21 protein-coding genes are annotated in these 24,063 nt (G+C 68.3%); 14 read left to right on the plus strand and 7 right to left on the minus strand.

Annotated features, from left to right (window positions below):
• The first annotated feature begins 37 nt into the window (after window positions 1-37).
• The 4 genes from E6C76_RS20685 (at window position 38) to E6C76_RS20700 (ending at window position 4,074) form a co-directional block, all read left to right on the plus strand.
• The gene (locus E6C76_RS20685; RefSeq protein ID WP_136350159.1) at window positions 38-571 is read left to right on the plus strand and encodes a sigma-70 family RNA polymerase sigma factor; all 534 of its coding nucleotides are present in this window, start codon (window positions 38-40) and stop codon (window positions 569-571) included.
• A complete protein-coding gene (locus E6C76_RS20690; RefSeq protein ID WP_136350160.1) occupies window positions 568-1,566 on the plus strand; it encodes a FecR domain-containing protein in 999 nt (332 codons plus the stop codon). Before E6C76_RS20685 ends, E6C76_RS20690 begins: the two co-directional genes overlap by 4 nt.
• A gap of 100 nt (window positions 1,567-1,666) precedes the next feature.
• Window positions 1,667-2,092, plus strand: coding sequence for an STN domain-containing protein (locus E6C76_RS20695; RefSeq protein ID WP_136350161.1), 426 nt, complete (start codon window positions 1,667-1,669; stop codon window positions 2,090-2,092).
• Window positions 2,093-2,163: 71 nt separating this feature from the next.
• Complete coding sequence (locus E6C76_RS20700; RefSeq protein WP_211090302.1) at window positions 2,164-4,074, plus strand: TonB-dependent siderophore receptor; 1,911 nt, start codon at window positions 2,164-2,166, stop codon at window positions 4,072-4,074.
• A gap of 197 nt (window positions 4,075-4,271) precedes the next feature.
• Here E6C76_RS20700 and E6C76_RS20705 read toward each other — a convergent pair whose 3' ends face one another.
• Complete coding sequence (locus E6C76_RS20705) at window positions 4,272-5,234, minus strand: DUF4351 domain-containing protein (protein ID WP_168734399.1); 963 nt, start codon at window positions 5,232-5,234, stop codon at window positions 4,272-4,274.
• Between the two features lie 194 nt (window positions 5,235-5,428).
• Between E6C76_RS20705 and pssA the strand changes: the two genes are divergently transcribed.
• Window positions 5,429-6,199 (plus strand): CDP-diacylglycerol--serine O-phosphatidyltransferase, encoded by a 771-nt coding sequence (gene pssA, locus E6C76_RS20710; RefSeq protein WP_136350164.1) that lies wholly within the window; start codon window positions 5,429-5,431, stop codon window positions 6,197-6,199.
• A 269-nt stretch (window positions 6,200-6,468) separates the two neighbouring features.
• Window positions 6,469-8,004, plus strand: coding sequence for a 2-isopropylmalate synthase (locus E6C76_RS20715; protein WP_136350165.1), 1,536 nt, complete (start codon window positions 6,469-6,471; stop codon window positions 8,002-8,004).
• Between the two features lie 36 nt (window positions 8,005-8,040).
• Here E6C76_RS20715 and E6C76_RS20720 read toward each other — a convergent pair whose 3' ends face one another.
• A complete protein-coding gene (locus E6C76_RS20720; protein WP_136350166.1) occupies window positions 8,041-8,400 on the minus strand; it encodes a DUF2069 domain-containing protein in 360 nt (119 codons plus the stop codon).
• A complete protein-coding gene (gene wrbA / locus E6C76_RS20725; protein WP_136350167.1) occupies window positions 8,397-8,996 on the minus strand; it encodes an NAD(P)H:quinone oxidoreductase in 600 nt (199 codons plus the stop codon). Before wrbA ends, E6C76_RS20720 begins: the two co-directional genes overlap by 4 nt.
• Window positions 8,997-9,114: 118 nt before the next feature.
• On the opposite strand from wrbA, the gene E6C76_RS20730 reads away from it, so the two are divergent.
• Window positions 9,115-10,353 (plus strand): YihY family inner membrane protein, encoded by a 1,239-nt coding sequence (locus E6C76_RS20730; protein ID WP_136350168.1) that lies wholly within the window; start codon window positions 9,115-9,117, stop codon window positions 10,351-10,353.
• Here the strand turns inward: E6C76_RS20730 and E6C76_RS20735 are convergent.
• The 4 genes from E6C76_RS20735 to E6C76_RS20750 form a co-directional block, all read right to left on the minus strand.
• On the minus strand, window positions 10,341-11,864 hold the full coding sequence (locus tag E6C76_RS20735) for a hypothetical protein (RefSeq protein ID WP_136350169.1): 1,524 nt from the start codon (window positions 11,862-11,864) through the stop codon (window positions 10,341-10,343). The genes E6C76_RS20730 and E6C76_RS20735 overlap by 13 nt on opposite strands.
• A gap of 418 nt (window positions 11,865-12,282) precedes the next feature.
• Window positions 12,283-13,098, minus strand: a complete 816-nt coding sequence (locus tag E6C76_RS20740; RefSeq protein ID WP_211090303.1) for a helix-turn-helix transcriptional regulator — start codon at window positions 13,096-13,098, stop codon at window positions 12,283-12,285.
• 160 nt (window positions 13,099-13,258) lie between these two features.
• The gene (locus E6C76_RS20745) at window positions 13,259-15,022 is read right to left on the minus strand and encodes an ABC transporter ATP-binding protein (protein WP_168734400.1); all 1,764 of its coding nucleotides are present in this window, start codon (window positions 15,020-15,022) and stop codon (window positions 13,259-13,261) included.
• Complete coding sequence (locus E6C76_RS20750; protein ID WP_136350171.1) at window positions 15,015-16,799, minus strand: ABC transporter ATP-binding protein; 1,785 nt, start codon at window positions 16,797-16,799, stop codon at window positions 15,015-15,017. The genes E6C76_RS20745 and E6C76_RS20750 overlap by 8 nt, the downstream gene beginning before the upstream one ends.
• A gap of 162 nt (window positions 16,800-16,961) precedes the next feature.
• Between E6C76_RS20750 and E6C76_RS20755 the strand changes: the two genes are divergently transcribed.
• The 7 genes from E6C76_RS20755 to rimM all read left to right on the plus strand — a co-directional run bounded on the left by E6C76_RS20755 (window position 16,962) and on the right by rimM (window position 24,055).
• Complete coding sequence (locus E6C76_RS20755) at window positions 16,962-17,924, plus strand: ABC transporter substrate-binding protein (protein WP_136350172.1); 963 nt, start codon at window positions 16,962-16,964, stop codon at window positions 17,922-17,924.
• Window positions 17,925-17,929: 5 nt separating this feature from the next.
• Window positions 17,930-18,934 carry a FecCD family ABC transporter permease gene (locus tag E6C76_RS20760; protein ID WP_136350173.1) on the plus strand — a complete coding sequence of 335 codons (1,005 nt, stop codon included), beginning with the start codon at window positions 17,930-17,932 and terminating at the stop codon, window positions 18,932-18,934.
• 1 nt (window position 18,935) lies between these two features.
• Complete coding sequence (locus tag E6C76_RS20765; protein ID WP_136350174.1) at window positions 18,936-20,018, plus strand: FecCD family ABC transporter permease; 1,083 nt, start codon at window positions 18,936-18,938, stop codon at window positions 20,016-20,018.
• Window positions 20,015-20,875 (plus strand): ABC transporter ATP-binding protein, encoded by an 861-nt coding sequence (locus tag E6C76_RS20770; protein WP_136350175.1) that lies wholly within the window; start codon window positions 20,015-20,017, stop codon window positions 20,873-20,875. The genes E6C76_RS20765 and E6C76_RS20770 overlap by 4 nt, the downstream gene beginning before the upstream one ends.
• 10 nt (window positions 20,876-20,885) lie before the next feature.
• Entirely contained in the window at window positions 20,886-23,120 is a 2,235-nt protein-coding gene (locus E6C76_RS20775) for a TonB-dependent receptor (protein WP_230976352.1), read from the plus strand.
• Window positions 23,121-23,277: 157 nt separating this feature from the next.
• Window positions 23,278-23,526 carry a 30S ribosomal protein S16 gene (rpsP, locus tag E6C76_RS20780; RefSeq protein WP_136350176.1) on the plus strand — a complete coding sequence of 83 codons (249 nt, stop codon included), beginning with the start codon at window positions 23,278-23,280 and terminating at the stop codon, window positions 23,524-23,526.
• A 22-nt stretch (window positions 23,527-23,548) separates the two neighbouring features.
• On the plus strand, window positions 23,549-24,055 hold the full coding sequence (gene rimM / locus E6C76_RS20785; RefSeq protein WP_136350177.1) for a ribosome maturation factor RimM: 507 nt from the start codon (window positions 23,549-23,551) through the stop codon (window positions 24,053-24,055).
• The last annotated feature ends 8 nt before the right edge of the window (window positions 24,056-24,063 follow it).

Here is a 24,063-nt window from a genome sequence, read left to right on the forward strand (position 1 = left end):
TTAGCAATCGTTATCATCCAGACCGACCACAGCAGCCATGGCCGACACAGACGCCTCGCGCCAGCACGTCATTCACGGCCTGTATGCCGACCACCATGGCTGGCTGCGGGCCCGGTTGGGCGGCAAACTGGGCAACGCCGAGCAGGCCGCCGATCTGACCCAGGACGTATTCGTGCGCCTGATGGCCCAGTCCCTGCACTCGCTGCAGGCCATCCGCGAGCCGCGCGCCTTCCTCAATCGCATCGCCAACTGCGTCGTCATCGACCACTGGCGGCGCATCGACATCGAGCGCGCCTGGGCCGAAGCCCTGATCAGCGCACCGCCGGACGTCGCTCCCTCGGCCGAGCACTGCGCCATCGTGCTCGAAACCCTGTACGACATCTGCGCCATGATCGACGCCCTGCCGGACAAGCCGCGCACCGCCTTCATCCTCGCCCGCATCGAAGGACTGGGCTACGCCGAAATCGCCAAACGCCTCGAAATCAGCGAACGCATGGTCACCAAATACATGGCCCAGGCCATGCTCCACTGCATCGCCCTGGAAGAACCTGCCGGCGCGCGGGGCGCATGAACACACTCGATCCAGCCAGCGCCCGGCCCGACTACGCCAGCCTGCAACAGGCCGCCGAATGGTTCGCCGTGCTTTCCTCCGGCACCGCCACCGAGCAACAGCGCCAGCACTGGCAAAGCTGGCTCGACGCCCGGGCCGAGCACCGCAATGCCTGGGCCAGGGTGGAAAGCATCAACCAGCGCGTTGACACCCTGGGCACGGCGATGGACCAGCACACCGCCGCCAGCGCGCTCCAGACCGCCACCAAGACGGTCAGGATGCGGCGTCGCACCCTTGGCACACTGGGGGCAATCCTCGCCCTGCTGCTCGGCGGCAAGCTGATCCACGGCCTGCCCCCGGTGCGCCACACGCTGGCCGCATGGCGCGCCGACTACCGCACCGGCATCGGCGAGCAATTCAGCGAAACGCTCGCCGACGGCAGCCACCTGTGGCTGGACACCGACAGCGCCGCAGACGTGCGCTACGACGGGCAACTGCGCCGCATCATCCTGCACGGCGGCGCCCTGCTCGTGCGCACCGCGCCGGACACCGCCCGCCGCCCGCTGGTGGTGGACACCCCCCACGGCCGCCTGCTCGCCCTGGGCACCTGGTTCTCCGTGCGGCACAACGACGGGCACATCCACCTGTCGGTCTTCGAAGGCACGGTGGAAATCCAGCCCGCCGCGACCGGCGCTGCCACCCAGCGCGTTGCCGCCGGGCAGCAGGCCAGCTTCACCCGCGACGCCTCCGGCCCGCTCCAGCCCCTCGTCCAGCCCCAGCCGCAATGGCAGGATGGCCTGCTCATCGCCGACGAAATGCCGCTCGCCGAATTCCTCGCCGAACTCGGCCGCTACCGCCGCGGCCACCTCGGCTGCGCCCCCGCAGTCGCCCACCTCAAGGTCGTCGGCGCCTACCCGCTGCACGACACCGATCGCGCGCTGGAACTGCTCGCCACCGCGCTGCCCCTGCGCATCCGCAGAACCCTGCCCTGGTGGGTCACGCTGGAAGCGCGCTGAGCCGCACCAAAAATTTTTTTGTTCCTCGGTTCCGGATTTTCGATCTCGCCCGGCAGATGGAAAAGATTCTCTTTCCACCCACCGTGCAAAAGGAACCGGCATGCCCAATCCGCCCCTTTCCCGCCCCATCCTCATGGCCGCCACGAGACGGCCCGCTCCCCCACTGACCCGGCTTGCCCTCCATCTGGCCTGCGCCGCCCTCCTGCCCACGCTGTCGGCTGGCGCAGCCTTCGCCCAGCCGGCCCAGGCCAGCCAGGAAGCGCAGACGCACAGCATCGACATTCCGCCCGGCCGCCTCAGCGCCGTGCTCGGCGCCTACGCCGCACAGGCCGGCGTCCACCTCTCCGCAGACGGCGCGCTCACCCAGGGGCTGCAAAGTGAAGGGCTGAAAGGCCGCTATGGCGTTGCCGAAGGCTTCGCCCGGCTGCTTTCCCGGCATGGCTTGCAGGCGATGCCGAAGACAATGGCGGCTATACGCTGGCGACGCTGCCAAAGGCGGCGGGGGAGGCAACGCTGGCACCGGTAACGGTGACGGCCAGCACAGCAGCGACAAACCGCAGCAGCTTGGCCGGATACCTTCCCAAAACCAGCAGCACGTTGAAATCCAGCACCCCGCTGATCGAAACACCGCGTTCGATCTCCATTGTCACCCGGGAACAGATCAAGACACAGGCACCGAAGAACATCGAGCAGGCGCTGTCCTATACCGCTGGCGTCGTGACCGAAACCTCGGGCGCCCAGGATTCGCGCATGTCCGGCGGCGCCACCATTCGCGGCTTCAGCAACGGCAGCGCCTATTACAAGGACGGCCTGCTGCAGCCCGCCGTGGGTACCTACGCCTCCTGGGACGATGCAATCGACACCATCGAAAGCATTGAAATCCTGAAAGGCCCCGCCTCCGTCCTGTACGGCCATTCACGCCCGGGCGGCATCGTCAACGTCAACACCAAACGCCCCACCGCCGATCATGTGAACAGTGTCGGCCTGCAACTGGGCAGCTACAACCGACGCCAGCTCAGTGCCGACGTGGGCAGCGCGCTGGATGAAGACCAACGCGTGCTGTTCCGGCTCGCCGCGACGGGACGGGATGGCGAAACACGCCTGGACCATTCGCGCGATGATCTGCTCTCGGTAGCGCCCTCGCTGCTGTGGAACATTTCCGCTGCCACCAAACTGACGTTGCTGGGCAACTATTCGCGTGAACGAGGTACACCGAAAGCTTGGTGGCCCAATGCGTATACCTTTCCCCAAAGCGCCGGTTTGCCGACCAGCCGGAATGCCGGAGAACCTTCCTTCGAACGTTTCGACCGGGATATCCGGTCCTTTGGCTATTCCTTCGAACACGCCACCGACAGTGGCTGGAATTTCACCCAGAACCTGCGCTATGCCGAGATCGACATCGATTACCGGCACGTGTACGCGTACAACCTGCTGGCCGACGGGCGAACGGCAAACCGAGGCAGCCTTGCCCAACAGACGGAAGCCAACAATCTGGCCGTGGATAGCCGCCTGGCACGGGACTTTTCCTGGGGCGGTGTCTCCCACGCCTTTTCCCTCGGCCTGGATTACCTGAAATACCGCCAGCGCGGCGCCGTCGGGTTCGGTACCGCTCCCGACCTGGACATCTACGCACCGGTGTACGGCTACGAAATTCCGTTGCCGGCACTGAACCCAACCCGCTCGACACTCGCCCAGACAGGCATCTACACGACCAACCAGTTCAAATGGAATCGCTGGGTGGCCAATGCCAGCCTGCGATATGACGTGGCACGCAGCACCCGCGAAAGCACCACGCAACCTAAAACGCGCGACAGCGCCACGACCGGCAGCCTGGGCCTGCTCTACCTGTTCGACAACGGCATCGCACCCTATGCCAGCTACGCCACCTCCTTCAATCCGATCACCGGACTGAAGTTCGATGGCAGCGCCTTCGAGCCGACCGAAGGGACCCAGTACGAAGCCGGCGTGAAGTACCAGCCGCCCGGCCAGGAAGGTTTCGTCACAGTATCACTGTTCGATCTGACCCAGACCAACACCACCACCACGGATCTGGCCCACCCCGGCTTCAGCGTGCAGACCGGAGAAGAACGCTCTACTGGCATCGAATTGGAGGGCTACATCGTGCTGATGCGCGACCTCGGCATCAAGGGGGCCTACACCTACCAGAACCCGCGCGTCACACGCAGCAACGTGGCAAACCGGGTAGGCTGCCAGTCCAATCAGGTACCCAAGGAAACCGCCAGCATCTGGCTCGACTATCGCCCCGCAGCCCTCGCGGGCTGGCAGTTCGCTGGAGGCGCCCGTTACAAGGGCAAGACCCCCGCTGGTTTTGGCTGCTCGGCCCCCTACGACAAGGCGTTCACACTGGCTGACCTAGCTATTGCCTATGAAACAACGGAGTACCGTATCGCGCTCAATGTCACGAACGTGTTCGACAAAAAGTACTTCACCAACGCATTCCGCGGCAGCGAACGCGAAACTTCAGTCCAGTTCAACTATTACTGGTAATCGCTTGGCGCTCCGGGGATGCACGACTGCCCCCCTCCCCGGACCACTGCAACAACGGCACTCTCCAGAAGGCAAAAGGGGACAGACCACGGTTTTCTGCCCCGGAGCGCGGAATAGCTGAAAACAGGAGGTCGTCAGCAAACAGAAACGGCACCCACAACCGGGTGCCGTTTCTGTTCACCTTTGCCTTTCAGGGTTCACTGCGAACCGAACACTTCCTCCAGCGTGCGCGCATCAAGGATGTTGTCGGCCCAGTGCTCCAGGTCGGCTGGCGCGGCTTGTTGCAGGCGCTCGGCGGTTGCCGCGTCGAGCGGGCCGAAACGGCGGGTGAGCTGACGGGTGAGTACGGCTTGCAAGGCCTGCAAACCCTCCTGGCGACCAAGCCGAACGCCTTCTTCCAGCCCCTCCTGCTTGCCCAGTTGCATGCCTTTCTGCATACCCTTCTGCATGCCTTCGCTGCGCATGCGTTCGCTCCAGGTCATCATGGCTTGGTCCTCCTGCGGATATCGTTCCGCGAAAAGCTGCCGTTCATTATCGTCAAGGTCGCTGTAGATGTCGATGAAGTCCATGTATTTGAGGCACTTTTCCTGGTCCGGTTCCAGTTCCAGCAAGCCCCGCATCGCCCAGGCGAAGACGTCGACGATGCGCTCGCGCGGGTAGGCCATGTTGGGCAGGTTGAGCCGCGCGACGATGTTGTCGCTGTCCCGGTAGTCCTCGGCCGGCAGGTCGTCGAGGACGCGGAACAGGTAGCTGAACGTGAGGAAGGAAAAACGCTCGCTGCCCAGTTCCAGCCGCTCGCAGATACGCCGGCTGCCGCGCAGGAAGATCACCACCGGCACGACGCGGTCGGTCTTGCACAGTTCGGCCAGGTCGAGGCAGTAGTGGCCGAGGCGGTGGATGGAGAAACGCCCGGGGTCGCTTTCTTCCTCGACGATGAACAGCAGGGCCTCGCGGCGGCCATCGGGCCATTCCACCAGCAGCGGCACGTCCAGTTCGTGGAAGCGGTCGCCCAAACGATCCTTCAACTGTTCCTGGCGGATCGGGGTGATGCGTACCGTGTCGTCGATCTCCCGCGCCTCGCCCGGCGCGAAGAAGGCCAGCGCCTGGCGCGGGTAGTCGAGGATCAGGTTCTTGAAGTTCTGGTCGTGGCTGGACGGCATTACACAATCCCGATGCATAACGGGATTATATGCCATTGAGTTTTATATTGCGCACGGCACCAGCCGTGGCCCAGGGCCATCGCACGAATGGGCCAGGATGTTTCCCAACGGCCGACGGGCCGCGCTTGCGGTAGAATCCCGCATCGAACCCCTGCGGCCCGCGCGGCCGCGCTCCTGGCGGACCCACTGCACCGATGACCCTGATCCCGATCGAAAAGCGCCGCCGCGGCATCTACATCCTGCCCAACCTGTTCACCACCGCCGCGCTGTTCTCCGGCTTCTACGCCATCGTGCAGGCCATGAACGGGCGCTACGAATACGCTGCCGTGGCCATCTTCGTGGCCATGGTATTCGACGGGCTGGACGGCCGCGTGGCCCGCCTCACCCACACCCAGAGCGCCTTCGGCGCCGAGTACGACTCGCTGTCCGACATGGTGTCCTTCGGCGCCGCCCCTGCGCTGGTGATGTACGAATGGGCGCTGCAGGACCTCGGCAAGCTGGGCTGGATCGCCGCCTTCATCTACTGCGCCGGCGCCGCGCTGCGCCTGGCGCGCTTCAACACCAACATCGACGTGGTCGACAAGCGCTACTTCCAGGGCCTGCCCAGCCCGGCCGCGGCCGCGCTGGTGGCCGGGCTGGTGTGGGTGGTCATCGACAACGACATGACCGGCGGCGACGTCAGCTGGTTCGCCTGCCTGCTGACCATCTTCGCCGGCATCTCCATGGTCAGCAACGTGCTGTTCTGGAGCGGCAAGGACATCAACCTGCGCAAGAGCGTGCCCTTCATCGTGCTGATCGCGCTGGTGCTGGCCTTCGCGCTGGTGTCGAGCTATCCGCCGGGTGTGCTGTTCGCCCTGTTCCTTGCCTATGCGGTCTCCGGTTACGTGATCTACGTCTGGCGCTGGGTGAACCGCCGCAAGCGGCGCGCCGAAGCCGCGCCGCCCCCTCCCCCCCCCGTCCCCTGAGCGCCCCCTGAGCGCCCCCTGAGCCGCCGCCGGCGCTTGCATGGGCGCGGAGCGCCGGTTTATAGTCGTCCCATGATGAATGCCCGGCGCGACCTCCCCCTTTCGTCGCTTCGCCGTCTCCCGGCGGGCCTGCCGCTGCCCGGCCCGCTGCTGCGCCCCGCGCGCTGACCACACATCCCCCCTTCCCCCGATGATCGCCTCCGCCCGCCAGAGCGCGCGGGCGTCCCGGCGTATCCGCACCGCGTAGAACCCTTTTGCTGGAGCCGAACATGAACGACAAGCTGATCATTTTCGATACCACCTTGCGCGACGGCGAACAGAGCCCCGGCGCTTCGATGACCCGCGACGAGAAGCTGCGCATCGCCCGCCAGCTCGAACGCATGCGGGTGGATGTCATCGAGGCCGGTTTCGCCGCTGCTTCCAACGGCGATTTCGAATCGGTGCGCGCGATTGCCGAGGCGATCAAGGAGTCCACCGTCTGTTCGCTGGCGCGCGCCAACGAGAACGACATCCGCCGCGCCGGTGAAGCCATCCGACCGGCCGCGCGCGGCCGCATCCACACCTTCATCGCCACCAGCCCGATCCACATGGAGAAGAAGCTGCGCATGACGCCCGACCAGGTGGTCGAACAGGCGGTCAAGGCGATCGGCTGGGCCAAGGAATACACCGACGACGTCGAGTTCTCCGCCGAAGACGCCGGGCGCTCCGAACTGGATTTCCTCTGTCGCATCTTCGAGGCCGTCATCGGCGCCGGGGCGACCACCATCAACGTGCCGGACACCGTGGGCTACAACGTGCCCGAGCAGTTCGCCGACACCATCGCCGCGCTGATCGAACGCGTGCCCAACGCCGACAAGGTGGTGTGGTCGGTGCATTGCCACAACGACCTCGGCCTCGCCGTGGCCAACTCGCTGGCCGCCGTGCGCGCCGGCGCGCGCCAGGTGGAATGCACCGTCAACGGCCTGGGCGAACGCGCCGGCAACGCTTCGCTGGAGGAAGTGGTGATGGCCGTGCGCACGCGGCGCGACGTGTTCGGTTGCGACACCGGCATCGACACCACGCAGATCGTGCCGGCCTCCAAGCTGGTCTCCGGCATCACCGGCTTCCCGGTGCAGCCCAACAAGGCCATCGTCGGCGCCAACGCCTTCGCGCACGAATCCGGCATCCACCAGGACGGGGTGCTCAAGCACCGCGAAACCTACGAGATCATGCGCGCCGAGGACGTCGGCTGGGTGGCCAACAAGCTGGTGCTGGGCAAGCATTCCGGGCGCAACGCCTTCCGCTCGCGCCTGCAGGAACTGGGCGTCGTGGTGGAGTCCGAGGAGCACCTCAACCACGCCTTCGCGCGCTTCAAGGAACTCGCCGACAAGAAGCACGAGATCTTCGACGAGGATCTGCAGGCGCTGATGAGCGACGAGGCCATCACCCCGGCGCTGGAACACTTCCGCCTGGTGGCCACGCGCTTCCATTCGGAAACCGGCGAGACCCCGCAGGCCGAACTGACCCTGTCCGTCGGCGGGCAGGAAACCCAGGCACGCGCCGAGGGTTCGGGGCCGGTGGATGCCGCCTTCAAGGCCATTGAAACGGTGGCGCGCAGCGGCGGCGAACTGCTGCTGTACTCGGTGAATGCGATCACCACGGGCACCGACGCGCAGGGCGAGGTCACCGTGCGCCTGTCCAGGGACGGCCGCGTGGTCAATGGCCAGGGTGCCGACACCGACATCATCGTCGCCTCGGCCAAGGCTTACCTCAACGCGCTGAACAAGCTGCACGGCAACGCCGAGCGGCTCAATCCGCAGGTCTGATGCCGCCAGACCGCCGGCCGCGGCCGGCGGTCGCCCTCACTCGCCGTCGGGCCGGCTGCGCGAAGGCGCGGTGAAGCGCGCGTAGAACATGGTGGCAAAGAACAGCACCATGGACAGGGCCAGCTCCAGCGCGGCGAAGACGCCCATCAGCCCCGGATCGCCGATGCGCAGCACGCCCTCGGCGACGTACAGCAGGGACAGCATCGAGGTCCATTGGTAGGTATAGCGCTTGCCGCGCAGGATGCCGAACAGCGGGGCGAGCAGCGGCAGCGCCTTCAGGGTGAGCCACGAGCCCCCCGGACGGATCGGCGCCAGCCAGCCTTCCCACAATACGCACAGCACGATCAGCGCCAGCAGACTGGCGCTGGCTGCACGCTGGAAATGCAGCGGATTCATCGCCCCACCGCCAGCTTCAATGCACATTCCGCCAATCGGCGGCCCTGCGCGCGCGCCAGCGCGGCCTCTTCCTCACTTAGCACCGGCTGGCCATCGGTGCCGGCCACGTGGGTGGCGCCGTAGGGCGTGCCGCCGCTGCGCGTGGAGGACAGCGCAGATTCCGTATAGGGCAGGCCGACGATCAGCATGCCGTGGTGCAGCAGCGGCAGCATCATCGACAGCAGCGTGCTCTCCTGTCCGCCATGCAGGCTGGCCGTGGAGGTGAACACGCAGGCGGGCTTGCCGGCCAGCACGCCGTTCGCCCAGGCGCCGGCCAGACCATCGAGAAAGTACTTCATCGGCGCCGCCATGTTGCCGAAGCGGGTCGGGCTGCCCAGCGCCAGCCCCACGCATTCGCGCAGGTCGCGCTCCTCGGCGTAGGGCGGACCGTCGGCGGGGATTTCGCCCTCCACCGCCTCGCACATCGTGGAGACGCGCGGCACGGTACGCACCCGCGCGGCCATGCCGGGCACCTGGTGGATGCCGGCGGCGATCTGCTCGGCGAGCGCGCGCACCGAACCGCGATGGCTGTAATACAGAACCAGGATCTCTTTCATCGCAAACCGTCAGAAACCGTCGCGGACACCCGCGCGGATTCGCGAGGCACGGTGCGACTGGCTAGAATGGGCGCATTATACCCACCGCTCCGGCACCACCCGCCCCCAACTCCCGCCGATGAATCTGCCGCTCTCCGCGCGCGCACTCTCCGCGCGCGACTTCCTGCTCCTGCTCTTCAGCCGCTTCAACGCCACGCGCTGCCCGCAGGTCGCCGGCAGCCTGGCGTTCACCACGATGCTGGCGCTGGTGCCGCTGATCACCGTGGCCATCGCGCTGTTCAGCAACTTCCCCGGGTTCACCGACCTGGGCGTCTCGCTGAAGACCTTTCTGCTGGAAAACCTGCTGCCCGAACGCGCCGGGCAGATCATCACCAAATACGCCCTGCAGTTCTCGGAAAAGGCCGCCGGGCTGACGCTGATCGGCACCGCCATCCTGGTGGTCACCGCGCTGCTGTTGCTGTCCACCATCGAACGCGTGTTCAACCAGATCTGGGGCGTACGCCAGCCCCGCCCGCTGCTGTTCCGCATCGCCGTGTACTGGTTCGCGCTGACCGTCGGGCCGCTGGTGCTGGGCGGCAGCATCTTCGCCTCCGGCTATCTGGTCAGCGCATCGATGGAACTGGTCGACCATTCTCCCTGGCTGGGCGAACTGGCTGCCCGCCTGCTGCCGCCGATCACCCTGGGCGGCCTGTTCAGCTATCTGTACTTCGCCGTGCCCAACCACCCGGTACGCCCCCTGCACGCACTGGCCGGCGGCATCGCGGCGGCCGTGGCCTTTCTGGTGATGCAGCGCGCCTTCGGCATGTTCATCGCGCGCTTCCCCAGCTATACGCTGGTGTACGGCGCCTTCGCGGCGCTGCCGATCTTCCTGGTGTGGCTGTACCTGTCGTGGGTCATCGTGCTGCTCGGCGCGCTGGTCACCGCCTCGCTGCCCGCCTTCCTGCAACGCAAGCGCACACTCCCGGTGTTTCCCGGCGATCTCGCGCGCGGCGCGCTGGGCATGCTGGTGGAACTGGCGCGCGCTCAGCGCGGCGGCGGCCCGCCGCCCTTCGAGCGTCTGCGCCACGCCGCCGGCCTGAGCGACGACCGCGCGGAATCGGTGCTCGGCGCGATGAGCGAAAGCGGCTGGGTGGCACGCACGGAAACCGCCGAGTGGGTGCTGGCCATCGACCCCGCCCACCTGCGCCTGTCGGACGTGGTGGCGCGCTTCGCGCTGTCGCCCGGCGACTGGCTGGCCGGCCCCCAGCAGGGCGAAGGCGCACAGCGCGCGGCGCAACGCATCGCCGAGGCCATACGCGCGGCCGATCTGTCGCTGAAAGAGCTGCTGGATGAGATGCCGCCGGTTCAGATCGGGTAGGGATCGATCTCGTACTGGAACAGTTCGACGTTGGCCGTCTGCATGTCGAGGCTGACCACCCGCCCCTGGCCGACGTACAGCTTGTCGGCGTCATCGACCAGCACGAAGCGGCGCGAGGCGTAGGAACCCGTCTTGACCACGATGGCCGGGTGGTGGCGCACGCCTTCCAGCGGCGGCAGCAGCAGCGCCGGCACCATGGACTTCACCTCGGCGCCGCGAAAGCCCACCGAGGCCGCCGAAGCCCCATGCGCGATGATCTGCAGGCCGAGCTCGACCTGTTCGCCATCATCGCTGCGGATCCAGCGCACGATGCACAGCGACCACGGCGTGCCGGCATCCGAACGCAGCGCGAGCACCATGCCGGCGCTCAGCACCCCGGAAACCCCCGACACGCTCATGACCGCGTAGCCTCCCGGGCTTTCGTTGCACACCATCCACTCGACGATGCGCGCATGCTGCTCGCCGCGGCGGAACAACTCCCAGATGGCGCGCAGACCGGCACACACCTGCACGGTGTACTCCTGCTGGCGGCGCACCGTCTCACGATGCGGCGGCACCGACCAGCGCTCGTGCATGCGACGCAGCAGCGAGGCGGCCTCCACCGGCGTGAGGCCGGCGGGCAGGCCGGAGCTGTCCGGCTCCAGCAGTTCGACGTCGCGCTCCAGGCCGACCACGTCCGCCTGGGTGATGCGCTGCTCCAGCCATTCGAGACGCTCGGCCGCGCGCGCCGCAAGGCTGAAGGCATTGAAGAAGAAAACCCCTGCCGCATCGTCCGGCGAACGCCGGGACAGGGCCACCGGCGCGGCATCCTTGCCGGTCTGCGCCCAATACAACGCACTCTCCGGCTCCAGCCGTTCGCGCGCCACCTCGCCGAACTCTCCGCCGCCTTCCAGGTAGTCGCTCACCCAGACCAGTTCGCGCCCGGTCAGGCTTTCCGGCTGCAGCGCCGCGAGCGCGAACAGCCGGCCGCATTCATCCAGCGCCGAACGCGCGCCCGCGCCACCCTCACCGGCGCTCTGTTCGGTGCGTTCGGCGCCGCCGAGCAGCGCATACACGCGCAGCCAGAAACCGGCCGGTGGCGCGGCACCGATCATGCTCGCCAGCAGATGGGCCTCCCCCAGCAGGCGCAGCGCACGCGCACCCAGCCCGGCGATACTTCCGCGCTGCAGACGCAGCCAGCGCCCGCGCACATCATCCAGCACGCGCTCGAAACCGGAAGACAGATCGAGCAAGGCATCGATCAGCCCTTCGGTTTCCTGGCGGGGGCCGGCCGGCAGCGGCAGCGGAATGTTCAGCAGGCGCGCGCGGAAGCGTCCGCAGATGTCCAGCGCGCGGCCGTCGAGTTGGTCCAGACAGGCTTCGAATTCCGCGACCGGCACGCCCGGATCGCGCACCTGGGCATAGTGCGCGCGCAAGGCGGCGAGATCGACCACCGGATCGTCCGCCGGCTCTTCGGCAAGCCAGGCCAGCGCGGATGCAACCGGGGCGGAGTGGGTGTCGGAGACCTGCATGGCGAACGTGAAAATTTGAAAACTGCGATGCGGGCATTCTATTCAAGAATGCACACGGCTGGAGGCGCGGGCCGCACGCGCGCACAAAAAAAGCCGGAGGACCGGTTCATGCCCCTTGCGCGGATTTTCATGAAGATCGTCAACAGACTGACTAGGGCGTGTTCCCACTATCCCCGGCGGTCGCGCCACCGCCCAACCGGGCGCAGATCAAGGCGCGGCGACGCGGCGAGGCTGGAGCCTTGCAAGGAGCTGCAACGCCGAGATGCGCCCGATTGGGCGGTGGCCCTTCGGGTGGATCTGTGTGGCCGTCTGGCGGCGTTGCGCTCGTTGTCAAGGGAACCACCCTTGACCGCCTCGCGCGCCTTGCCAGCCAGCCACACAGATCCACGCGATCCGCCGCGGATAGTGGGAACACGCCCTAGGTGCTCTGGCGGATCCGGCTCGGCAGGCAACCGAAGCGCTTCTGGAACGCCGAACTGAAATGGCTGATGTTCGTATACCCCAGGAGGACGGCCGTCTCGGTCACATTGTGCGAACGCAGCAATTCCCGCGCGCGGCTCATCCGTGCATCCTGGAACAACGCATAGATGCTGCGTCCATACACCTGCTTGAAGCCGGTTTTCAGCTTGCACTGATTCATGCCGACCGCGCGGGCCAGTTCCGCGATGGTGGGCGGTGCGCTGGGGTCGCTCAGCAGCAATACCCTGGCGTCTTCCAGTTGGCGGCATTCGCGCGGCGAGAGCGCCTTCCGCTCATCCCGGCGGCGAAACGCCGCCAGATGCCAGTACAGGAAATCGAGCGCAGCGGCGTGCAGCAACAGACGATGCCGGGACGCATCGGCCAGCAAGCCGGCCAGTTGCGCAGCCGAGCGGATGGTCTTGCGGCAGGCGCTGGCACAATGCACGAAGAAATGCGGATCGAGCCCCGCGCCGAGCGCTTCATGCAGATGATCCCCCGCAAGCTCCCCCAGCAGTTCGGGCCTGACCATCACGGATACATTGCGGAAACTGCGGCAGTGGCGAATCCTGAAATTCTCACCCGCGGAATAGCCGACGGTGAGACTGCCCTGCTGGCACAGCAGATCGCGTTTGCCCACGCGGCCCTCGAACACGCCGGCGAGTTGGCAGTTCAGGTGAACGAACTCGCTGTCTCCCGGAAAGGTTCTGGGCCGCTCGATGGCACCGAGCGCCTCGGCGGAGGTGTGGCACACCAGTAGTCCGGATTGCAGGATCACGGCCGCATGCCCGGATTGACCCACCACGGGAATCGCCGGTTTCCCGGAGCACGACTCATCGACAACTGGCCCCATGCCTTGCCCCAACAGAGGTAATGAGAATCACTAACATTGTAGTCGATTACCCGGCTCCACTGGATCGCCCCGGCAAGTCCGCCCTTCAGCCGCGCGCCGCTTCCGTGGCATCCTGGGCATGCCACATCCGCGCATACAGACCGCCCTGCTCCAAGAGCTGCGCATGGGTTCCGCTTTCCACCACCTCCCCGTCCCGCAGAACGAGGATCCGGTCCGCGTTGCGCACCGTGCTCAGACGGTGGGCCACCATGATCACGGTACGGCGCGCGGCCAGCCTGCCCAGCGCCGTCTGGATGGCGAACTGCGACGCCGGGTCCACCGCCGCGGTCACCTCGTCCAGCAGCAGCAGGGGCGCGTTCTTCAGCAACGCGCACGCGATCGAGATGCGCTGGCGCTCGCCTCCCGACAGGCTCAGGCCGCCCTCGCCCACCCGCGTCCGATAGCCGTCGGGCAGGCCTTCGATGAACCCGTGGCAGTCCGCTGCCCGGCTGGCGGCGAACACTTCCGCATCGCTGGCCTGCTCACGGCCCGCCCGGATGTTCTCCAGGATGCTGCCGTCGAACAGCTGCACGTCCTGGAAGACCATGCTGAGCAGATCGTGCAGCCGGGCGGAGCCGATCTCGCGCAGGTCCCGGCCGCCGATTCGCACTGCGCCCGCGCCGGGATCGTGGAAACGCGCCAGCAGATGCAGGATGGTGCTCTTGCCGGCCCCCGACGGGCCGACGATGGCGGTCACCCCGCCCTCGGGTAGCGCGAAACTGATTTCCCGCAACACCGGCTGCTCCCCGTAGGCGAAGGACACCCGCTCGAAACACACCGCCACGCCATCGGGCACCGCGCCCCGCGCGGGTTCGGGCAGCAACCCGGTCTGCCAGATTTCCTCCAGCTTGAGTTCGCTCTGGCAGGCGTGGCGCAGCATCACCAGATACTCCGCCGCCTCCAGCAGAGGGCCGATGAACTTGTAGGCGAGCAGGAAGAAGGCGAGCCAGCCGAGCGGCGCCGTCTCCATCGGTGCGGCCAGCCAGCCGCCGGCCAGGAACAGCACCACCAGGCCGGTTTCGAGGGTCAGACGGTAGGCCATCACCGGCCCGCCGCCCCACTTCTCGATGCCCAGGCTCAGGCGCCGCAGGTCGGCGAATGCGCCATCCAGACGCGCCACCCAGTCCGCCGTGCGATGGAACAGCCGCAAGGTGGCCAGGCCGCCGATGAACTCCACCAGCAGGCCGGCGGTTTCCCGGTAGCGCGCGTGCTTGCGCAGCCCGGCGCGCTCGAACCAGCGGCGGCTGGCCGCCAGGACGAGCAGCGCCAGCGGGCCCGTGGCGGCCAGCGCGAGCGCCAGCCGCGTGTCGATGCCGGCCAGCACCAGGATGGCGGCCGCCGACACGCCCAGGGCCGCGACGAAATCCGCCGACACGTGGGTGAAGATCGATTCCACGCGCTGGATGTCATCGGTCAGCAGATCGCTCAGGTGGCCGATGCGGCGTTCGCGCAGCACGCCGAGCGGCAGGCGGCGCACCCGGTCGAGCAGGCGCTCGCGGTAAGCGCCGACGATGCGGTAGCTGCCCAGGAAGCACAGTCGCTGCCCGTACAAGGCGAGTACGCCTTGCAGGACGAACAGCGCCAGCAAGGCCGCGGCCAGCCAGCGTGGTTCGGCGATCCAGGCCAGCCCGGGCGCGGACGGTGCGCCCGCCGCGTGGCACAGCCACAGATAGGCGAGCAGATAGGGCCCGAGTTCGGTGCAGCGCTCCAGCACACGCAGGGTCAGGCCCCACAGGAAGGCGCCGGGCACCGCACCGCTGCGCGCGACGATGCGCCGCATGCCTTGCCACACGGACACGCTCTCAGCCATGCGCGGCCTCCCCGCCGGAGGCCAGCGCCCATTGCTCGTTGAGCGCCTCCAGGCGCCACATGGAACGGTAGTACGCGCTTTCGCGCATCAAGCGCGCATGGTCGCCACTGGCCGTCACCACGCCCTGTTCGAGCACGAAGATGCGGTCCGCGCGCTCCAGGCCGTGCAGCCGGTGCGCCACCGCCAGCACGGTGCGCTCGGGGTATTCGGCGCGCAGGGCGCGGAAAAAGGCACGCTGGGTCAGGCTGTCGGCGAACGCCGTGGCTTCGTCGAGCACCAGCACCGGGGTACCGGCCAGCAACGCGCGCGCGACCGCGATGCGCTGGCGCTCCCCGCCGGACAGGCGCGTCCCCAGTTCGCGCACCGGGGTGTCCCAGCCGCGCGGCAGCCCCTCGACCAGCGCTTCCGCCTGCGCCACCCGCAGCGCTCTGCGCAACGCGCCAGCGCTGGCGTCCGGGCGGGCCAGGCAGAGGTTGTCGCGTATCGAGCCGCTGAACAGGAACACCTCCTGGGTGGCCAGCGCGATCAGCCCGGCGCGCTCGCCTTCGTCCAGCGCCGCGACCGGCTCGCCATTGAGCGAAACCTCTCCGGCCTGCGGAACCAGCACGCCGGCCACCAGCCGCGCCACGGTCGATTTGCCCGCCCCGGAAGGGCCGAGCAGCACGTTGAAGCTGCCGGGCGGCAGGCACAGGCTGACGCCCCGCAGCACCGGGCGCGACGGGTAGGTGAAGCGGACCTCCGCGAGACGCACTTCGACCGGCGCCGCCACCCGCCCTGCCGGCAGGCGCGGCGGCGGGGAGATGGCCAGGATCGGCGCCATGCGGCGCAGGCCGGCGAAGATCTCCGGCACGTCCATGAAAAAGCGGCTCACCTTCAACAGGGGGCGGAACACGCCGGCCCCCAGCAGCACCGCGAACGCGACCTGCGCCGCGCCCACCTCTCCGCGCACATGCAGCCAGGCACCGACCGGCAGCACCAGCAGCAGATGCGCGCCGAGCAGGCTGGTGAACAGCGCCCAGCCCGGCACCGTGCGCCGGGTGATCCGCCCCGCCAGCCGGTAGTAGTCGTGCAGGCGCCCGCGCAGCAGCGGAAAGCCCGTGCCGGCCGGACAGAACACCTTCATCACCGGCATGTTGCGCAGAAACTCGACGGTGGCGTTGTTCAGCGCCGCCGTGGCGCGGTTGAACAGGTCGTGATCGCGGCGCGAACCGGGCAGGAAGGCCAGCGCGCCCAGCAGCGCCAGCGGGCCGACCGCCAGCACGGCCAGTGCCAGGCGGGCATCCACCCAGAACAGCAGGGCGGCCGCGCACAGCGGCGCCAGCACGGCGGCGCTCGCCTCCACGGTGTGATGGGCCAGAAAGGCTTCCAGGCGCTCCACATCCTGGACCACCGACTGCTTCAGCGCGCCGGAACCCTGCCCGTGCAGCCAGGGCAAGGGCGCCCGCGCCAGACGGCTCACCAGTTGCCGCCGCGTGCCCGCCTGGATGGCATAGGCCGCATGATGGCTCAACAGATAGGCCAGGCCATAGGCCAGGTACTTGAGCAGCAGCGCACCGCCCAGCCAGGCGGCCCAGCCCGGCAGGGCCGCCGCCAGCGTCTGCGGTGCCTCGATCAGGCGTTCGAGCGCGCGGTACAGCAGGACGAAGGGCACCAGCTCCGCCAGCACGGCCAGCGCGGTGAGCGCCAGCGCCCCCGCCAGCATCGCGCGCCGCCCCTTCGTCAGCGCGAACAGCAGGCACCGGGCATCCGGCCGATCCGCTTCCACGTTCACATTCATCCACCCTGCGAGACAAGAAGCGTGGAGGGTAGGGATCGACGCGCCCCCGCTGCCACCCCGATCCGGAGATCGGCGCCGGATGAAAAAATACCGATTCGGGTAGAGCCGGGAGGCGTGTGCATCGAATACTCGGCAACGCAGATTCCCCGAAGAGCGAACCCGATGCCGCCGTCCACATCCTTCCTTGCCGCCTGCCTGGCCCTTGCCATCCTGACCGCCGCCCCGGCGCAGGCGCAGAGCTACCCCCTGACCATCGTCGACGACCGCGGCAAAGCGGTACGCATCGACCGCCAGCCGCGCTCGGTTGCCTCGGTGTCGACCTTCGGCGCCGACCTGCTCAGCGCACTGGGACGCAGGGTGGATGGCCTGTCCACGCTCAACAACAAGCAGTCCGCCTTTCTCGGCGAGGCGACCCACGGCACGGTCAACCTGGGCGAGGTGCATGAAACGAACCTGGAGGTGCTGACCACGCTGGCGCCCGACCTGATCATCGGCCTGCGTACCTACACCGAGCCGTTCGAGAAGAAATTCGAGGAAATCGGTGCCTTCCTGGCCTTCGACCTGATCACCCTGGACGATTCGCTGCACGCGGTGGCGCGCGCGGCCACGGCGCTGGGCGAAGGCGCACGCGGCGAGGCGCTCAACGCCGCCTTCCTGGCCCGTCTGGACGATTACGCCAGGCAGGCGCCCGGCGGCGTCAGCGTGGTGTTCCTGTGGCACTGGGCGGACGTGCCCTTCGCCTTCTACGACCATCACCTGACCACCCACCTTCTCGGCCGGCTCGGCGCCGTCAACCTGCAAGGCGCCAGCCCGACCCCGGAACTGCGCTCGCCCGACTCTGCCGCGATCGGCATGGAGGCCCTGCTCGCGCTCGACCCCGACGTCATCATTTCCTTCAAGGGCGACGACGGGCCGTTCGTCGACCACCCGGTCTGGCCGCGCCTGAAGGCGGTGAACAACGGCCGCGCCTGGCGGGTCGGCGACCAGTACGTGATGCCCCACGGTCCGATCGCGCGCGACATGGTGTTGCGCGAGCTGGCGCACCTGCTGTACCCGGCGCACTTTCCCGCGCCCGGCGATATCCCGGCCGGCGCGCGCGCCAGCGCGATGCACTTCGCCCGCTGACCGCCATGTCCACACGCCTTCACGGCCCCGCAGGCGGCGGCACGCGCGCGCTGATCGCCGCCTGCATGCTGCTGCTCGGCCTGGGCGCGGCCGGCGCGCTGCTGCTGGGCGACTTCGCGCTGTCCCCGCGCGCCGTGCTCCAGGCCCTGCTGCCGGGCGCCGACGGCAGCGCGGCCTTCATCGTGCGCGAGCTGCGCCTGCCGCGCCTGCTGGTCGGCGTGCTGGCCGGCGCGGGCCTGGGCATGGCCGGCGCGATCATCCAGTCCATCACCCGCAACCCGCTGGGCGAACCCGGCCTGATGGGGGTCAGCGCCGGCGCTGCGTTCGGCATGGTCGCCAGCATGGTGCTGTTCGACCTGCCCGCCGCCCGCATGCTGCTCTGCGGCGTCGCCGGCGGCCTGTTCGCCGCGCTGCTCACCTTTGGCCTGGCCGCGCGCATGCGCCTGCAGCCGCTGTACCTGACGCTGACCGGCATGAGCGTGAATCTGTTCTTCGCCGCGGCCATCACGCTGCTGCTGGTGTCCTCCAGCGTCGAGGCCAACGGCATCTACTACTGGCTGACCGGCAGCCTGGCCAACCGGACCTGGCAGCACGTGCATCTGTTGTGGCCCTGGGTGCTGCTCGGCCTCGCGCTGGGCGCGGTCTGCGCGCGGCTGCTCGATCTGCTGGCGCTGGACGACAGCGTGCTGCGCGCGCTCGGCATGCGCATCGCCACCTGGCGCCTGCTGTTCGGCGCGCTGGCGGTGCTGCTGACCGCCGCGGCGGTGGCGGCCACCGGCCCGCTCGCCTTCATCGGCCTGGTGGCGCCGCATCTGGTGCGCTTCGGCCTGCGCCCGCATGGCGACGCCCTCGGCCACCGGCAACTGCTGCCCCTGTCGGCACTGGTCGGCGCCAGCCTGGTGTGCGGCGCAGATCTGGTCGCCAATTGGCGCATGGTGCCGGTCGGCATCCTGTGCGTGCTGCTCGGCGGCCCGCTGCTGATTCACCTGATCCGCAAGCAGGAAAACTGACATGGGCGCCCGTTCATTCATCGCGTTCACGGCCCCCACCCAGAGCGCCTCCCCTGCCCGCTGGCGCTTCATCATGGTCGGCGCCCTCTTGCTCGCCGCCCTGGCCGCACTGCTGGGGCTATCCCTGCTGCTCGGCGCGGTACCGCTGGAGGCACGGCAGATCTGGCTGGCGCTGAGCGGAGAGGGCGATGCCACCATTCATGCCCTGCTGTGGAACCTGCGCCTGCCGCGCAGCCTGCTCGCCGTGGTGGTCGGGCTGCATTTCGCGCTGTCGGGCCTGATCCTGCAGGCGGTGATCCGCAATCCGCTCGCCGACCCCGGTGTCATCGGCGTGTCCAGTGGCGCCAGCCTGGCCATCGTCGCCTTCCTGCTGCTCGCCGACTTCATCAACGCCAGTCTGGGGCACGACGGCGGCCGCCTGCTCACGCTCGCCGGCTTGCCCTTCGCCGCCCTGCTCGGCGGGCTGGGCAGCGCGCTGCTGGTACTGGCGCTGTCGTGGCGCGCCGCGATCAGCCCGGTGCGGCTGGCGCTCAACGGCGTGGCCGTGGGCGCCGTGCTCAACGCGCTGGTCATGTGGATCGTGGTGGCCTGGGGCGGCGCGCGTACCGAGATCACCGTGATCTGGCTGGCCGGCAGCCTGTACGGGCGCGATTTCGACCACCTCGCGCTGCTGCTGCCGTGGTCCGCGCTCGGGCTGGCGGGCGCCTGGCTGCTGCTGCGCCCGCTGTCGCTGCTGCGCTTCGACGACGACGTCGCCCGCGGCCTGGGCCTGCATCTGCTGCGCTGGCGGCTGGTGGCGCTGGTGGTCGCGGTGCTGCTGGCCGCCAGCGCCATCGCCGTGGCCGGGCCGATCGGCTTCGTCGGCCTGGTGATCCCGCACTTGGCCCGTCTGCTGGTGGGCAGCGAGCTGCGCCGCCTGCTGCCGGTCAGCGCGCTGTGCGGCGCCGTGCTGACGCTGGGCGCGGACACGGTCGCGCGCACCGCGATCCAGCCGCTCGAACTGCCGGTCGGCGTGCTCACCACGCTGCTCGGCATCCCGGTCTTCCTGATCCTGCTCCAACGCCACGCAGGGAAAACGGCATGAGCCTGCACGCCACCTCACTCGAACTGGGCTACGGCCCGCGCCGCATCGTCGAAATCGCCGAACTGCGCCTCGCCCCCGGCACCCTCACCTGCATCATCGGCCCCAACGGCTGCGGCAAATCGACGCTGCTGCGCGCCCTCGGCGGCCTGTTGAAACCCGCCGCCGGCCGGGTCTGCCTGGACGGCCGCCCGCTGCCGCAGTGGAAACCGAAAATGCTCGCGCGGCGCCTGGCCAGCCTGCCCCAGGCACCGTCGGCGCCGGACGGCATCAGCGTGCGCCAGCTGGTCGGCCACGGCCGCTATCCCCATCAGGGACTGCTGGCGAGCCACGGCGTCGGCGACGACGGAATCATCGACTGGGCGATGCAGGCCACCCGCATCGCCCATCTGCAAACACGCGTCTTCAGCACCCTGTCCGGCGGCGAACGCCAGCGCGCCTGGCTGGCGATGACCCTGGCGCAACGGGCCGACATCCTGCTGCTCGACGAGCCCACCACCTGGCTGGACATGGGCCACCAGGCGGAGCTGCTGGAACTGCTCGCCGCGCTGCAGCGCGAACACGGCCTGACCATCGCCATGGTGCTGCACGACATCAACCAGGCCAGCCAGTACGCCGACCGCCTGCTGGCGATGCGCGACGGACGCATCGTCGCCGACGGTCCGCCCGCACAGGTGGTCGATGGAGCGCTCACCGAAACCCTGTTCGGCCTGCGCACCGAGCAGGTGTACCGCGACCTCGGCGGCCGGCGGGTGCCCTTCTGTCTGCCGCTGCCGGCATCCGCCGCTGCGGACCCGGCGGCCGCGTCCGCAGCGGCCCGGCCGTCACCCACCCATTCCACGCAGTTCGATGAAGTCTGAGAGGTCAATCATGAACATGCCGCACCCCGCCCGCTCCCTTCCCGCCCGTCGCCGCCATGCGCTCGGCCACACGCCGCGTTTCACGCCCCTGACGCTGGCGCTGGCCGGCCTGTTCGCACTGGGCACGGGAGCGGCCGCCCATGCCGACGGTGGCGCCCCCGACGGCGAAACCGCCGTCACGCTGGGCACCGTGACGGTGAGCGCCCGCCGCGCCGAGGAACAGCTCAAGGACATTCCCTTCAGCGTCACCGCGATCAGCGGCGAGGAAGCCGAGGCACGCCGCCTGCATTCGCTGGAGGACGTGCTGCGGCAGACGCCCGGCGTCGATTTCGTCACCAACATGGGCGTGGCCAACACCACCCTGCGCATCCGCGGCGTCGGCGCGCTGCAAAAGGTCAGCGGCGACGACACCTCGGTGATCCTCAACGTCGACGGCATGCCGATGTCGGCCTCCAGCGCGACTCTGAACGTACTCGACGTGGAACGCGTGGAAGTCCTCAAGGGACCGCAGGGCACGCTGTTCGGCCGCAATTCGGAAGCCGGCGCGGTCAACATCGTCACGCGCAAGCCCACGCGCTGGTTCGAAGGCCAGGTGCGCGCGGAAATCGGCCAGGACCACCACCGGCTCGTCGAAGGCGTGGTCAGCGGCCCACTCAGCGACAGCGTGGCCGCGCGCGTGGCGCTGCGCAGCTCCGGCATCGACAACCACATCGAGAACGCCCGCGACGGCAAGCCGCTGAACAAGCCGCGCGAACAGACCGGCCGCGCCAGCCTGCTGTGGCAGATCGGCGCGGATACCACGCTCAACTTCAGCGCCGGGCGCGAGGTGCAGAAGCACCGCGACTGGGTCTATCTGCTCCACCCCTACGGCGATCCGGCGCAAATCGACGGCCCGCCGGGCGGCGAATCGAACCGCCGCGCGGTCAACCGCTACAACGCCGAACTCATGCACAATTTCGAGCGTTCGGTGCTGACCCTGCTCAGCGGCTATTCGCGCACCCACCACGACAGCACCACGCCGATCTACGAAGGACGCACCTACACACAACTGATCGGCTTCGCCCCCGACGCGAGCTGGAGCAGCGTGGTACGCGAAAAGGCCTGGAACCACGAAGTGCGCCTGGCTTCGGCGCCACAGGCACGCGTGTTCTGGGTGGTCGGTCTGAACAGTTACCGCGCTGATCGCTCGCTGGACCGCATCGACTCCTACGACACCTTCTACCCGGACAACCCGACTGCCTCCGACACCTTCCGCGACTTCACCACCGACGCCGACGCGATCTTCGCCGAAGCGACCTATCCGCTCACCGATGCCACCAAACTGACGCTGGGCGGACGCTACACGCGCGAAAAGAAGACCTACAAGGCCCTGTGGATCGCCAGCCCCGACAACAGCAGCCCGATCCGCGAGGCACGCGACAATCAGAAGCTGTCGGACAACTACGCCACCGGGCGCGTCGCCCTGGGCCACGCGCTCAGCCCGCAGCTCAACGTCTATGGCATCTATGCGCGCGGCTACAAGGCCGGCGGCTTCGACGACGAAGGCACCAACTTCACCGCCCTGCAGCCCGACACGCCCTACAAGGCTGCCACCGTGAATAGCTACGAGACCGGCCTGAAGTTCGAAAGCGCCGACAAGCGCCTGGCCTGGAACACCGCGTTGTTCCTGAATCGCGTCAAGAACGACCACATGCTGATGTTCGACCCCATGACCATGGCGACCAACAAGGACAACCGCGACACCGAGAGCCGGGGCCTCGAAGTCGACGCCCAATGGCGCGCCACGCGCGGGCTCACCCTGTCCGGCGGGATCGCCTACACACGGGCCAGGATCAAGGGCACGGGCAGCGCCGGCGCCGCGAGCGACGTGCACAGCGGCAACGGCGTGCCGGAAGTGCCGCGCTGGGGCGCCACCCTGTCGGCCACCTACGAAACCGCCTTGCCGGCGATGCTCGGCATGGCCAACCCGCGCCTCAACGCCAAGCTCACCAACCGCTATGTCGGCAAGCGGCCGGCCGATCCGCAGAACACCTTCGATCTGAAGGCCTACAACAAGCTCGATCTGCGTCTGGGCCTGCAGCAGGGCGGCACCGAAATCTATCTGTGGGCGGACAACCTGTTGGATGAACGGTACGACCTGTACGGCTACTACATCGCACCGTACTTCCCCGGCGGTTCGGACGCCCGCATCGGTGCCCCCGGCCGGGGCCGCAGCCTGGGCGTCGGCATCAGCGTCATGTTCTGAAAGCCGCGACGGTCCCGCGCCGCAATGGCCACGGACCGTCCCCGCCCTGCCCCGCAACTTTCCGTCCCCCTTGGTGAGCGATGCGGCCAGGCTTGTCTACAGCCGGGCGCTCCGCTATAGTTCACCGTTTTCCGAATTCTCCGTTCAGGACACCCAGATGGTCGTCATTCGCCTTGCCCGTGGTGGCTCCAAAAAGCGCCCGTTCTTCAACATCGTCGCCGCCGATTCGCGCAACCGCCGCGACGGCCGCTTCATCGAGCGCGTCGGTTTCTACAACCCGATCGCCGCCGGCGCCGAAAAGGGCCTGGTGGTCAACACCGACCGCCTGAGCTACTGGCAGCAGAACGGCGCCCAGCTGTCGCCGACCGTCGCCCGCCTGGTGAAGCAGGCCGCCGCGGCTGCCTGATCTCCCGGCACGCCGAAGCGCAATGATCGTACTGGGGCGCATCGTCGCCCCTTTTGGCGTTCAGGGCTGGGTCAAGATCCATCCCTTCGGGGATGATCCGCTGTCCTGGCGCGAGATGCCGCAGTGGTGGCTGGCGCCCGCCGCCGAAACCCCGGAAGCGGAGTGGCGCGCGCTGACGCCGCACTCCTGCCGGGTGCACGGCAAGGGGCTGGTCGCCGCCTTCGAGGAAATCGCCGACCGCAATGCGGCGGAAAGCTTCGAGGGCTGGTACATCGGCGCGCCGCGCGAAGCCCTGCCGGATACCGGCAAGGACGAGTATTACTGGCACGACCTGGTCGGGCTGACGGTGGAAAACGAGTCCGGCGAGGCGCTGGGCACGGTGTCCGGCCTGTTGTCGACCGGCGTGCATGACGTGCTGCAGGTCCAGGACGGCGAAGAAGAGCGTCTGATTCCCTTCGTCGCCGCCTACGTGCTGGACGTCGACCTCGCCGCCCGGCGCATCCGGGTGACGTGGGAACGAGACTGGTAACGACGGCA

The organism is Pseudothauera nasutitermitis (genome assembly GCF_004801295.1).
Lineage (GTDB): Bacteria > Pseudomonadota > Gammaproteobacteria > Burkholderiales > Rhodocyclaceae > Pseudothauera > Pseudothauera nasutitermitis.